13 protein-coding genes are annotated in these 12707 nt (G+C 62.9%); 11 read left to right on the plus strand and 2 right to left on the minus strand.

Going from position 1 to position 12707, the window contains the following annotated elements; all coding sequences use genetic code 11:
* Window positions 1-88 precede the first annotated feature (88 nt).
* The 4 genes from leuA to MAFF_RS12035 all read left to right on the plus strand — a co-directional run bounded on the left by leuA (window position 89) and on the right by MAFF_RS12035 (window position 5685).
* On the plus strand, window positions 89-1834 hold the full coding sequence (gene leuA / locus MAFF_RS12020; protein WP_080511845.1) for a 2-isopropylmalate synthase: 1746 nt from the start codon (window positions 89-91) through the stop codon (window positions 1832-1834).
* A 248-nt stretch (window positions 1835-2082) separates the two neighbouring features.
* Window positions 2083-3858 carry a tetratricopeptide repeat protein gene (locus tag MAFF_RS12025; protein WP_044548282.1) on the plus strand — a complete coding sequence of 592 codons (1776 nt, stop codon included), beginning with the start codon at window positions 2083-2085 and terminating at the stop codon, window positions 3856-3858.
* A 205-nt stretch (window positions 3859-4063) separates the two neighbouring features.
* Entirely contained in the window at window positions 4064-4867 is an 804-nt protein-coding gene (locus tag MAFF_RS12030; protein WP_010911184.1) for an alpha/beta fold hydrolase, read from the plus strand.
* Window positions 4868-5070: 203 nt separating this feature from the next.
* Entirely contained in the window at window positions 5071-5685 is a 615-nt protein-coding gene (locus MAFF_RS12035) for a hypothetical protein (protein ID WP_010911185.1), read from the plus strand.
* On the opposite strand, the gene MAFF_RS12040 is transcribed toward MAFF_RS12035, so the two are convergent.
* Window positions 5669-6598 carry a metallophosphoesterase family protein gene (locus MAFF_RS12040; protein WP_080512062.1) on the minus strand — a complete coding sequence of 310 codons (930 nt, stop codon included), beginning with the start codon at window positions 6596-6598 and terminating at the stop codon, window positions 5669-5671. The genes MAFF_RS12035 and MAFF_RS12040 overlap by 17 nt on opposite strands.
* A 65-nt stretch (window positions 6599-6663) precedes the next feature.
* On the opposite strand from MAFF_RS12040, the gene MAFF_RS12045 reads away from it, so the two are divergent.
* Both MAFF_RS12045 and MAFF_RS12050 read left to right on the plus strand, forming a co-directional pair.
* Window positions 6664-7158: an NUDIX domain-containing protein gene (locus tag MAFF_RS12045; protein ID WP_010911187.1), complete on the plus strand. Its 495-nt coding sequence runs from the start codon at window positions 6664-6666 to the stop codon at window positions 7156-7158.
* Between the two features lie 65 nt (window positions 7159-7223).
* Window positions 7224-7703 carry an ABZJ_00895 family protein gene (locus tag MAFF_RS12050; protein ID WP_010911188.1) on the plus strand — a complete coding sequence of 160 codons (480 nt, stop codon included), beginning with the start codon at window positions 7224-7226 and terminating at the stop codon, window positions 7701-7703.
* 30 nt (window positions 7704-7733) lie between these two features.
* Here MAFF_RS12050 and MAFF_RS12055 read toward each other — a convergent pair whose 3' ends face one another.
* Entirely contained in the window at window positions 7734-8717 is a 984-nt protein-coding gene (locus tag MAFF_RS12055) for a glutathione S-transferase family protein (RefSeq protein WP_010911189.1), read from the minus strand.
* Window positions 8718-8989: 272 nt separating this feature from the next.
* Here MAFF_RS12055 and MAFF_RS12060 point away from each other — a divergent pair, with 272 nt between their 5' ends.
* From MAFF_RS12060 to MAFF_RS12080, 5 genes are all read left to right on the plus strand, one after another.
* Complete coding sequence (locus MAFF_RS12060) at window positions 8990-9514, plus strand: GNAT family N-acetyltransferase (protein ID WP_010911190.1); 525 nt, start codon at window positions 8990-8992, stop codon at window positions 9512-9514.
* A 128-nt stretch (window positions 9515-9642) separates the two neighbouring features.
* Complete coding sequence (locus MAFF_RS12065; RefSeq protein ID WP_010911191.1) at window positions 9643-10404, plus strand: 3-hydroxyacyl-CoA dehydrogenase; 762 nt, start codon at window positions 9643-9645, stop codon at window positions 10402-10404.
* Window positions 10405-10520: 116 nt separating this feature from the next.
* Window positions 10521-11300 carry a HugZ family protein gene (locus MAFF_RS12070; protein ID WP_044548283.1) on the plus strand — a complete coding sequence of 260 codons (780 nt, stop codon included), beginning with the start codon at window positions 10521-10523 and terminating at the stop codon, window positions 11298-11300.
* Window positions 11301-11455: 155 nt separating this feature from the next.
* Window positions 11456-11800: an ArsR/SmtB family transcription factor gene (locus MAFF_RS12075; protein WP_027047319.1), complete on the plus strand. Its 345-nt coding sequence runs from the start codon at window positions 11456-11458 to the stop codon at window positions 11798-11800.
* Window positions 11801-11903: 103 nt separating this feature from the next.
* Window positions 11904-12701 carry a TrmH family RNA methyltransferase gene (locus MAFF_RS12080; RefSeq protein ID WP_010911194.1) on the plus strand — a complete coding sequence of 266 codons (798 nt, stop codon included), beginning with the start codon at window positions 11904-11906 and terminating at the stop codon, window positions 12699-12701.
* Window positions 12702-12707: the final 6 nt, after the last annotated feature.

The following is a 12707-nucleotide window of genomic DNA, read 5'->3' on the forward strand; positions in this document are numbered from 1 at the left end:
CACATCAAGCGAACGAAAATCTGGTAAAGGCGCCACTCGCCAGCCATCCGTCAAGGACGGATCCGAGGGTAGCCGGGAGAACAAGACGATGAACGCACGAGAACAAGTCCGCCCTGATGCCGCGGTCGCCGGCGAGGATGTGGAACCAGCCCGCGGCATGCCCGACGCGGCCCGCAAATATCAGCCCTATCCGACCGTCGGCCTCACCGACCGTACCTGGCCCAACAAGGTCATCGACAAGGCGCCGATCTGGTGTTCGGTCGACCTGCGCGACGGCAACCAGGCGCTGATCGACCCGATGGGCCATGAGCGCAAGGCGCGCATGTTCGGCCTGCTGCTCGACATGGGCTTCAAGGAGATCGAGATCGGCTTCCCCTCGGCCTCGCAGACCGATTTCGACTTCGCCCGCTGGTGCATCGAGGAAGGCAACGTTCCCGCCGACGTCTCGCTGCAGGTGCTGGTGCAGTGCCGGCCCGAGCTGATCACGCGCACCTTCGAGGCGCTGAAGGGCGCCACCAACCCGATCGTGCATTTCTACAATTCGACCAGCGAATTGCAGCGCCGCGTCGTCTTCGAAAAGGATGTCGGCGGCATCAAGCGCATCGCCACTGACGCGGCCAAGATGATCACCGACATGGCGGCCAAGGCCGGCGGCGGCTATCGCTTCGAATACTCGCCGGAAAGCTTTACCGGCACCGAGCTCGAGGTCGCGCTGGAGATCTGCAACGCCGTCACCGAGATCGTCAGGCCGAAGCCGGACAACAAGCTGATCATCAACCTGCCGTCGACGGTCGAGATGTCGACCCCCAACATCTATGCCGACCGCATCGAATGGATGTGCCGCAATCTGGACAACCGAGAGAACCTGATCATCTCGCTGCATCCCCACAATGACCGCGGCACCGGCATCGCCACCACCGAGCTCGGCTTGATGGCGGGCGCCGACCGCGTCGAAGGCACGCTGTTCGGTAATGGCGAGCGCACCGGCAATGTCGACATCGTCACGCTGGCGCTCAACATGTACACGCAAGGCGTCGATCCGGGCATCGATTGCTCCGACATCAACCGCATGAAGGACGTCTACGAATACTCGAACCAGCTGAAGATCCCCGAGCGTCACCCCTATGTCGGCGAACTCGTCTACACCGCCTTTTCAGGCTCCCACCAGGACGCCATCAACAAGGGCATGAAGGCGCTGAAAAAGGCCAATACCAGCCTGTGGGAAGTGCCTTATCTGCCGATCGACCCGGCCGATGTCGGCCGCAGCTACGAGGCGATCATCCGCATCAACTCGCAATCGGGCAAGGGCGGCATCGCCTATGTGCTGCAGGCCGATTACGGCCTCAATCTGCCGCGCAATCTGCAGATCGAATTCAGCCAGGCGATCCAGGCGATCACCGACGCCGAAGGCAAGGAAGTACCGGCCAAGCGCATCCATGAGCGCTTCCTCGAAACCTATGTCGACCAGCCGGGCGCGCGCCTGAAGTTCCTTGACCACCACACCTATCCGGACACTGCGGTCAAGGGCCGGCGCGTGATCGAGGCAGTGATCCTCGACAAGGGCAAGGAAGTGACCATATCAGGCACCGGGACAGGCCCGATCGACGGCTTCGTCGATGCGCTGTCGCGCCATGTCGGCGTCGAGATGTCGGTGCTCGATTATTCCGAGCACTCGATGCAGCGCGGCTCCAATGCGTCGGCCATTTCCTATGTCGAAATGGAATATCCCGGCGGCAAGCTGTTCGGCGCCGGCATCAACACCAACATCGTCGCCGCCTCGCTGGAAGCGGTGACGTCGGCTGCCAACCGCATCGTCGGACGCAAGGCGCGGTAGCATTTGCCGATTAGCGCGAGAGACCAGAACGGCTCTCGCGCCAGCCATTTTTTTCAAACCGGAACAAGGCTTTGGCCTTAATGGCTGGCACTGGCGGCGGCGTTCTGTAGCCTGCATCGGCGGCGCCATTAACCACCGGAAAATAATCCGGTGGGGTACGCGATCGCATAATGGGTCTATACTTGTATGGTGGTGCGAGCCCTATATGATCGCATCTCAACCTGTGCCGACTTCGAGAGGATCGACACTTGCAGCATGCCACGCCTGCCGCCCCCGCAGTGCGCGAGACATTGGAGCGACTGCTTGCCAGCGAAACGTTCGGACGGTCCGAGCGCGCGCGCAAACTGATCCGTTACCTCGTCGAACGCGAGCAGGCCGGCGAAGCCGACAGGCTCAAGGGCTTTTCCATCGCCATGGATGTCTTCGGCAAGGACGGCGATTTCGATCCGTCGACCGATGCCGTGGTGCGGGTGCAGGCAGGCAGGCTGCGCGAATTGCTGCAGCAGTATTTCGCCAATGAAGGCATCGCTGAGCCGGTCCGCATCGCCATTCCACGCGGCGGCTACGTGCCGGCCTATGAGCTCAACGCGATCCGTCTGCCGGAAGTGGCCAAACCCGCCGAGCAGGCGGCAGCGGCAGCGGCTCCGGCCGAGCACCCCAGTGCCGCCGAGGATGCCGTTGCGCCCGACGCATCGTTGGCGCCGGCGGCGGCACCCGTGCCTTCGGTGGCGCGCCACCTCCGCTTCTTCTGGATGGCGATCGCCGTGGTCATTGCCATGCTCGGCGTCCTGATCCTGCGCCAGGGCAGCGGCGCGCTGCTGGCCGGCGGCCATCTGCCGGCCACATTCGAGAGCGCCGGCCTGACCAGCAGCATTGCGCCGTCCCCGGTCAGCGAGGCCCTGCCGCTTGTCTACATCGCCGTCAAGGCCAGCGGCGCCGACGCCGGCCGCATCGCCGCGTCGTTGCGCGCCGGCCTGAGCGGCTTCGATACGATCGACTTCATCGGCCGCGACACAGTCGACAAGACCGATCCGGTCAACAACCCCACCAGCTTCATATTCGACATTCTGCCCGGCCCGAACACAGGCGATATTACGATCGAACTGCAAAGCATGGCATCCGGACGGGTGCTTCTTTCACGCAATCTCACGCCGGCCGACAGCACTCCTACAGCTATCGAGGACCGCGTTGCCGACATGCTGAGCTCGGCACTTCCCGCCTCGGGTACGATCTACAACTATATCGAGCAGACGGGCACGCCAAACGGGCTGACCGAATGCTTGCTGCTCAACGACAAATATTATCTCGACCAGAATGCCAGAACCCACGAGGCCGCTTATCGCTGCCTCGAGACGTTAGCCAATTCCGGGGCGAAATCCTCGCTCGTCTATTCGGAACTTGCGTCTCTACAGGTTGAGGCGGTCTCCGATCACTATGTTTATCCGCCCAACGCGACGATCGAAAAGGCCGTCGAGTTTGCCCACCGCGGCGTGCAGATGGGACCGACCAGTCCTTATGCGCATCGCGCCTATGGCTACGTCAGTTCGCGCCTCGGCAATACGGACGAAGCGATCCGCTGGATGCGCAAGGCCTATGAACTCAATCCCTATGATCTCGGCATGGCCGCCGCTTACGGCTACGGGCTGATCTTCGCCGGCCGATACGCCGAGGGAACGCCGATTCTTACCCATGCCGCCGAAACCTTCAGCGGCCACTCGACATGGTGGGACTATGGGCTGTTCGTCGGTGATTTCATGCTGGGCGACATGAACAAGGCCATCGCGGCCAGCATGGCACTGAGAACGACGGCAACGAAATCGCATTATCTGGCGGCGCGTCTGATCGGCGCCAAGGCTGCCGGACAGGACAGTCTGGTCACGACGCTGCTGAACGAGCTGAACACCAAGTTCCCGAAATTTGCCGCCGATCCGCGCTCGACCTTCGTCGAGCGGAAATATCCGGCCGATCTGACCGATCGGCTGGTCCAAGCCCTGCGCGCCGCCGGGCTCGGCAGCGCGAGTTGATGTTCGGCAGGCCGGGACTATTTGGACCATGGAATTGTGCCGTGCTCGCGCGAGCACGGCACAACGCCAATCGGGCTGATTTGCCGGCCAAGCCGTTGAAGGCATGCCCGCGCCCTCGCCTAATCGCGAAAATTTTACTGGTCATCCAGCTGGACAAAGCGCATCCAGCTAGATCAAGGCTTCCCGTAATTCAGCACCCGCTTTCATGATCTCATCGCTCCATGCTTCCGAACAGGGTGCCGGTTCGAAGACCATCGTCTTGCTGCACGGCTTTGGCGGTTGCTCCGACGTGTGGCGCGACGTGATCGCCCCGCTCTCCCCTTCCGCGCGCACCCTTGCCTACGACCTGCCGGGGCATGGCCTGTCGCTGGACTTTCCCGATGCCGGGCCTGCTAAGGTCGCGGCAAGAGCCGTTCTTGCCGACCTTGCGGCCCGCAGGGTCAAACGCATCCATCTCGTTGGCCATTCGATGGGCGGAGCGGTGGCGACCTTGATGGCGCTGGCCGAGCCGGAGAAGGTTGCCTCGCTGACGCTTCTGGCGCCCGGCGGCTTCGGCCCGGAGATCAACGGGCCGCTGTTGCGTCGCTATGCCGGCGCACAGAGCCCGTCCGAGATCCTCGCCTGCCTTGCCGCCATGTCAGGTCCACGGGCGCGACCTTTTGATCACATCGCCGATACGCTCTGCGAAATGCGCAAGCGGCCCGGACAATCAGAAAAGCTCGTTGAGATCGCCGCCGCCATGACCAGGGACGACCGGCAAGGCGTCATCCCGCGCGAGCAGTTGGATAGGCTGGCCATGCCGGTGATGGTGGTGTGGGGCAGTGATGACGCGGTGCTGCCCTTCACCCAGGCTGATGACCTGCCGGTGCGCTTTCATGTGCATCATGTGTTGGAGGCCGGCCATATGCTGATCGAGGAAGCGCCCGATCTGATCGCCAGCATCATCAGGCGCAATATGAACCGTCGCGCCAGGCCCCTTCGCCCCAAACTCGCCGCCGCGGCCAGTTGAGTTGCTTAAGGCATGTCGCCCAAAAGTGACCTCGGTTTTGGGAGAATGACATGCAAAAAACAAAAGACCTGAAGCGCCTCGCGTAACGCGACGCGCGTCAGCGCAACATCCCCAGAGCGCCTCGGTCCCCTTGATCTCGCCAGTGCATTTTGCCGGCGTCTGTGTTAACTCCGTGTTAACCAAACCCGCGAGGCAAGACGCCCATGAAGGACGCAGGCGAAAAGATCGATCCGTCAAGAAAACTGTCCGATGCCATCCGTGATGTGAAGAATGCCTTCGCCGACCGCGACGATGTCGTCGTCGACATGCGCGAGGCGCATCGCATGCGCCTCGATCTCCTGGCCGCCGAACTCGCACCCGTCTTTGCCGACGTGCCCGCCGACATGGACAATTTCGACTTCGTCGTTTCGGCAGGGCTGCAACCGCGCCTGTGGATCGATGCCGTCAGCCATGTCGCCATGGGGCGCGACCGCCGCACTTACCGCTTCCTCAAGGACACCCGCATCGGCCGCGTCGTGCTTGCCGAATCGACCGAGATGAAGCCGGTTGCCGATTCCGTGACGCGCTATGTCGCCGAGCGCATCGTCGAGCGCCAGAGGATGATGGAGGGCGGGGTAGAGCCGGCCGTCGCCGGCATGAGGCGCGTCGAGGTGGCGGAGGCCGAGCCGCCGCTACGGTCGCCGCAACGCAGCAACGGTTGGTGGGCCTTCCTGTCAGGCCTTGGCCTGGTCGCCGCCGGCGCGCTGGTCGGCCTGGCGGTGTCGGTCGCCCTGTTCTGGGACCGCCTCGTGGCGATGGTGTTCAGCCTGCGGCCATAGAAGCGCTGGCCTCCACGCCCAGTTCGATGGTCTGCAGATCGGTGGGCGGTATCGCCGGCCCGGTCAGGCCACGCCGCGTCAGGCGGATGCGCCAATTGCCCTTTTCGCCGTCGATGTCGAACAGATTGTACTGCGCCGCCGGATGCTTGCTGCCCGGCGCCTGGCCGGCGGCGGCGACACCGACCACCGGAACCTTGGTGCCGCGCAACCCGATCTGGAATAGCGACGGCAGATGCGAATGACCGTGCAGGACGAGTTCCGCACCGTTCTTGCGAATGACCTTGTGGAAGCGGGCGATACCGAACAGCCGCTTGTGCTGCGAGACGGCGCCGCGCACCGGCGGGTGATGGATCATGATCGCGCGAAACAGGCCTTGCCCACCGGTGTCGCGCAGGATCTTGCCCAGCCGCTCGGCCTGCCCTTCCATGAAGAAGCCATTGGCCATGAAGGGTGCCGTGGCGCGCGCCGTCGAGACGCCGACCAGCGCGACATTGCCGCGCACGCGCAGATACGGGAACGCGTTGCGGTCGACCGGCGTGTTGACGCCGTCGCCGCTCATCCAGGCCGCCCATGAGCGGCAGACCTTGTCGAAGGCGCCCGGCACATAGGCGTCATGGTTGCCCGGAACCACGGAAACGTCATGCGGCGACCCCAGCGTCTCCAGCCAGTGCTTGGCCATCTCGATCTCGCCGTCGAGCGCCAGATTGACGAGGTCGCCGGTGACGGCGAGATGGTCGGGGTTTTGCGTCTTGATGTCGGCGGTGATGGCGTCGATGACGGCGTCATGCATGTGGCGTCGGCGATTGCGTTGCCAGTTGACGTAGCCGAGCACGCGCTTGGAGGCGAGATCGCGATAGGATACATCGGGGAGCGGCCCCAGATGGACATCGGAAATATGCGCGAGCCTGAACATCCATCCCTCATAGGCGACCAGCGCCCCGCTTTCCACTCAAGGTTTCCTTACCGGTTTAGCACCTGATGGCAAACCCGGAAGACACCTTCCGCCAGACCGGCTGGGCGGGTTTGCGGGCCAGGCTGTTCCATCTCTATTTCGTGCTGCGGCGGCCAATGACGCTCGGCGTGCGCGGCCTCGTCCATGACACCGCGACGAATTCCATCTTCCTCATCCGCCACACCTACGTGCCCGGCTGGCAGCTTCCCGGTGGCGGCGTCGAGGTCGGAGAAACGCTGGCCGAGGCGCTGGAGCGCGAACTCGCCGAGGAAGGCAACATCGCGCTGAGCGCGCCGGCGGTGCTGAAGTCGATGCATTTCAACCGCCGCTCCAGCCGGCGTGACCATGTCGGCTTCTACCTGATCGAGCAGTTCAGCCAGACCACACCGAAGCTGCCAGACCATGAGATCGCCGAGGCCGGTTTCTTCCCGCTGGATCGCTTGCCCAGGGATACGACGCCGGCGACGCTGCGGCGCATTGCCGAGGTTTTTGGGGAGGAGCCCGCGTCGCTCTATTGGTAAGCTCGCCTTGGCTGTTAAGAAAATTCCGGGCTATATTGATCAGGAAAATACACGGGGGCGATTCCATGGATTTCGAACAAGTAAAATCAGTGAGCGTTTGGCCCTATGTCGGCTTTTATAGTCTGATGATGGTAGGCTTGACCGTTGTGTTCATGGGCGTAGCGATGATGTTTCCGTCGCTACCGGACAGCTTCGGCCATGCAAGCGGCTTCGCCATCACGTTCGGGTCGACCTCTTTCGCCTCCTACAAATTCATCAACAGGAACCTTCGGCTTTTCAATCGAGACGAATATTGGAAGATAACGCTTTTTTCGTCTCTGGCCTCGTGCCTGCTTTCACTGATGCTCGTCGGCCTTGCTGTTGCGGGCGGCGCCATGCCGGGAAGCGATACCTTGCCTGCGCTCGCCTGGGTTTTCGTCCTGCTGTTTGGCGGGCTTATCGTCTTTGCGATCAACGCCTGGGGCTATTCCAGCCGAATGGGCAAGAATTTCCTGAAAGCCGAGCTTGCCAGACAGGCTCGCATCAACACGGAAACCTTCCGATAACGACCGTGCCCGCTGCGGGGATTGCAGATCTCAGATGGCGAACCTTGCCCGGTCATGCGGCGCGCCATAGTCCAGTTCCGGCCCGACCGGCACGATCCGTGTCGGATTGATCGTTTCGTGGCTGCCGTAGTAGTGCGCCTTGATGTGATGCAGGTTCACGGTCGCCGCGACACCAGGCAGCTGATAGAGGTCGCGCAAATAGTTCGACAGGTTGGGATAGTCGGCGATGCGCCGCAGATTGCATTTGAAATGGCCGACATAGACCGGATCGAAGCGCACCAGCGTGGTGAACAGCCGCCAGTCGGCCTCGGTGATGCGGTCGCTGACGAGATAGCGCTGTTTTGACAGCCGCTCCTCCAGCCTATCCAGAGCCGCGAACAATTCGCCGAACGCCTCCTCATAGGCACGCTGGGTGGTGGCGAAGCCGGCGCGGTAGACGCCGTTGTTGACCGTGGGATAGACCAGCGCGTTGACGCGGTCGATCTCATTGCGCAGGTCCTCGGGATAGAAATCGAGGCTTGCATCGCCCCATGCGTCGAACGCCGAATTGAGCATCCGGATGATCTCGGAAGACTCGTTGGAGACGATAGTCTGTTCCTTCTTGTCCCAAAGCACCGGCACGGTCACCCGGCCGGAATAGGCGGGATCGGCCTTGGAATAGATCTGGTGCAGGAAATCGAGACCGTAAAGCGTGTCGCCCGTGGCGCCGTCCTCGGCCAGGAATGTCCAGCCGTTGGGACCCATGAAATGATGCACGATCGAGACGGAGATGATGCCTTCGAGCCTCTTCAGCGCGCGAAAAATCAGCGTCCGGTGCGCCCACGGACAGGCGAGCGAGACATAGAGATGGTAGCGCCCCGGCTCGGCCTTGAAGCCGCGCGTCCGGCCTTCGGCCGGCGCCCCGTCGACGGTGATCCAGTCACGCCATTGCGACTGCGTCCTGACGAACCTGCCGCCATTGTCCGCCGTGTCATACCAGCGATCCTGCCACCTGCCCTCGACCAGCAATCCCATGCGAATCTCCTTGCGTCCTGCCGCATTATCTAGGCGTAAGGTTGCCCCGTCGAAGAGGTCAGGTGCTGAACAGACCGTCACTTGACGGAGACGGCGACACATCAGGCCAATTGCGGCGGCCGAAAATTGATGCTAGCGGACACTCCGCATGTTGGACTTTGCTTTGATCCGGTTTGACCGACGACGAAAGGGCGCCCGCGCTTGATGAAGCGCTGACTGGCGAACGCTGCCGTTTGCAGCAACCTTTCCTCCTCTACCGGAACGCAAAGACCATGAGCCTTGCCGACGTGAAATACCTGCCGGAAACTCCGGCGCACGACCCTGAAATCGAAGCCATCAATGACGAGGCCTTCGGGCCGGGCCGCTTCGTGCTGGCAGCCTACAAGATCCGCGAAGCCGGCGGTCACGAGCGCGCGCTTTCCTTTGTCGCGGTCGATGGCGATCTCGTCGTCGCCTCGGTGCGCATGACCCGCATCGCCGCTGGTGCCGGCCGCGCGCTGATGCTCGGGCCGCTCGCAGTGCGGCCGGCCTTCAAGAATCTCGGCATCGGCCGCCGGCTGGTGGGAATCGCACTGGAGGCGGCTGCAAAGGCCGGCGCGCCCGCCGTCATACTGGTCGGCGACGAGCCCTATTACGGGCCGCTCGGCTTCAAGCGCATCCCGCGCGGCCAGATCTCGATGCCGCGCCCTGTCGATCTCGACCGGCTTTTGTCGCACGAGATCACGCCGGGCGCTGTGGCCAGACTCACCGGCGAGGTCGGCCATGCCACCCAGGCCAGGGTCGCCGAGCACGTTTAGGCGAAGGCTTGACCTTGACCGTCGATCCGGGCCTGATCCGTCCCTGCTTTCTTGGAGCAATTCCAGGAAGATGTGAAACGGTTCGGCGCTTTCGTGAATGATGAATTGCTCCGGGAGAGGATGACGCCATGAACCCGAACGGCCAGATCGCGATCGTCACCGGCGGCGGCTCCGGCCTTGGCGAGGCAACGGCGCGCGCGCTTGCCGCCAAGGGTGCCCGCGTCGCCATCTTCGATGTCGGTATCGAGCGCGCGGCCAAGGTCGCGGCCGACATCGGCGGCATTTCCGTCCAATGCGACGTCAGCAGCGCCGACAGTGGCACTGCGGCCCTCGCCGAGACAGCGAGCAAGCTCGGCGAGCCACGCATCCTGGTCAATTGCGCCGGCATCGCCATTGGCGTGAAGACCATCGGCAAGGACGGACCGCATCCGCTCGATCAATACCGCAAGGTTATCGAGGTCAATCTGATCGGCACCTTCAACATGATCCGCCTCGTCGCCGACCGCGCCGCCAGCCTCGAGCCGCTGCAGGGCGGCGAGCGTGGTGTCATCGTCAACACCGCTTCGGTCGCCGCCTATGACGGCCAGATCGGCCAGGCCGCCTACTCCGCTTCGAAGGGCGGCGTGGTCGGCATGACCCTGCCGGTGGCGCGCGACCTTGCCCGTTCCGGCATCCGCGTCTGCACCATCGCACCCGGCATCTTCAAGACACCGATGATGGCCGGCATGCCGCAGGAGGTGCAGGATTCGCTCGGCGCCGCCGTGCCCTTCCCGTCCCGTCTCGGCGAACCATCCGAATATGCGGCACTTGCCTTGCACATCATCGAAAACCAGATGCTGAACGGCGAAACCATCCGTCTCGACGGCGCCATCCGCATGGCGCCGAAATAGTATAAGTCACCCGGAAGTGCGATGCGGCTCCAGGCGACTTGCATAGAACGCTTGCCAGGACCGGCATCATCGTCTGATAAGTGGAACAAGAAAATCAACTTAGCAGGACGAAACCGTTGGACGATCGAAAGAAGGACGTGATCCGCCAAACCGACGCCGAGGCGATCCGGTTGGCGAAGACGCTTCTGCGCAGCGCCCGCTTCGGCGCCCTGGCGGTGCTGGAGCCGCGGACCGGGTCGCCGCTGGCGAGCCGGGTCGGCGTCGCCACCGACATCGACGGCGCGCCGCTGATCCTGGTCTCGATGCTCTCGGCGCACACGCCCGCCATGCTTGCCGATCCGCGCTGTTCCCTGCTGCTCGGCGAGCCCGGCAAAGGCGACCCGCTGGCGCATCCGCGCTTGTCGCTGATCTGCCAGGCATCGCGGCTCGAGCGTGGCTCTGACGCGCACACCCGCGCCGAGCGCCGCTATCTCAACCGCAATCCCAAGGCGAACCTCTATGCCGGGCTCGGCGACTTCTCGATCTTTCGCCTCGAGCCGCAGCGCGCCAGCCTCAATGGCGGCTTCGGCAAGGCCTATCTGCTCGATCGCTCCGATCTCGTCACTGTCGGCCCCATCGTCCAAGAGCTTGCGGCGAGCGAACAATCCGCCATCGAGCACATGAACGCGGACCATCTGGACGCGATCGCCGTTTACGCGCATGATTACGCCGGGGCATCTTCCGACGGCTGGGGCATCGCCGGTTTGGACGCCGATGGCATGGATCTCGTGTCGGGAGACAATGTTTGCCGGGTATTCTTTCCACAACCCCTGATAGCGGCGCGGGAATTACGGCCCGTTCTGGTCGAAATGGCCAGGGGCGGCCGCGCGGCCAGGCAGGCAAATAATGAAACTTAATTGCATTTGATCAAAAGCAACACTTGAGATTTAAAAGAAATGTTCTACCCTTCGGTGATGGCGCTGACTCGTCGGTGGCCATTCGCAAGTGAATTTATGGATTCAGGCACCATTGCCCCCATGGCGCCTCGATGAGCAAAAAGCATGGGGCATTCATGGTCTCGACAAAGCTAATCGCCAACGCCGAATCTGCTGCCGAATTTTTGATGCTCATGGGCAACGAAAAGCGGCTGTTGATTATGAGCTATCTGATCGACGGTGAAATGTCGGTCGGCGCCATCGCCGACAAGGTGATGCTCAGCCAATCCGCGCTCTCGCAGCATCTGGCCAAGCTGCGGGCGCTTGACCTCGTGGAAACCCGCCGCGACCGTCAGATGATCTATTACTCCTGCAAATCCGACGCGGTGCGCGAGCTGCTTGTCGTGCTGGATGGTATTTTCGGCACCGGCAAGGAGGACCTGTCCCAGATGGCGCAGAGATTGCGCCGCGCCGGGACTTGACCGGACGCTCCTGCGGCCGCTTACCTCGCTGACGATTTTCGGAACGTGGCTTGTGCGTCTCTCCCGACGCACGGCCCACGCTCTCGATATTTGAGCGCAGGACATGGACCCAATCCGCATCGACGATCCACGGGATTCACGCGTCGCCGCCTATCTCGATATCCGCGAACGCGATCTCGCCGGCCGGCAAGGCCGTTTCGTCGCCGAAGGCAAGGTGGTCCTCGATCTGCTTCTGTCGTCCGGCCGCTTCGGCGCCGAATCCGTTCTTGTCCTGGAAAACCGGCTCGGCGGCCTGGAGGACATCCTGCACAAGGCGCCGGCGGACCTGCCGGTCTATGTCGTCACCAGCGCGGTGATGGATGCGATCGCCGGCTTCCATATGCATCGCGGCATCCTGGCCATCGGCCGCAAGGCGACGCCGCAAGCGCCCGGGCCGTTGCTGGATGCCTTGCCCGACCAGGCATTGGTGCTGGTGCTCGTCGGCATCGCCAACCACGACAATATGGGCTCGATCTTCCGCAATGCCGCCGCCTTCGGCGCCGATGCGGTGCTGATGGATACGACATGCTGCGATCCGCTGTACCGCAAGGCGATCCGCGTTTCCGTCGGCGCCGCGCTCAAGATCCCGTTTGCGTCCTTCACCGACACATCAGGCTTTACCGCGATGCTCGCCGAACGGGGTTTTGAACAACTTGCCCTATCGCCGCGCGGACGAACCGACATACGCGATGCAAAGCCGGCCGAGCGCCTGGCGCTCTATCTCGGCACCGAGGGCGAAGGCCTGCCCGAACGCCTGCTTGCGCGCCTGCAAACCGTGCGGATCACCATGTCGAAAGGCTTCGACAGCCTGAACGTCGCGGCAGCGTCAGCCATTGCCCTGCATCACTTCTCGCATCGTTGAGCAAGG

The organism is Mesorhizobium japonicum MAFF 303099 (assembly GCF_000009625.1).
Taxonomy (GTDB): domain Bacteria; phylum Pseudomonadota; class Alphaproteobacteria; order Rhizobiales; family Rhizobiaceae; genus Mesorhizobium; species Mesorhizobium japonicum.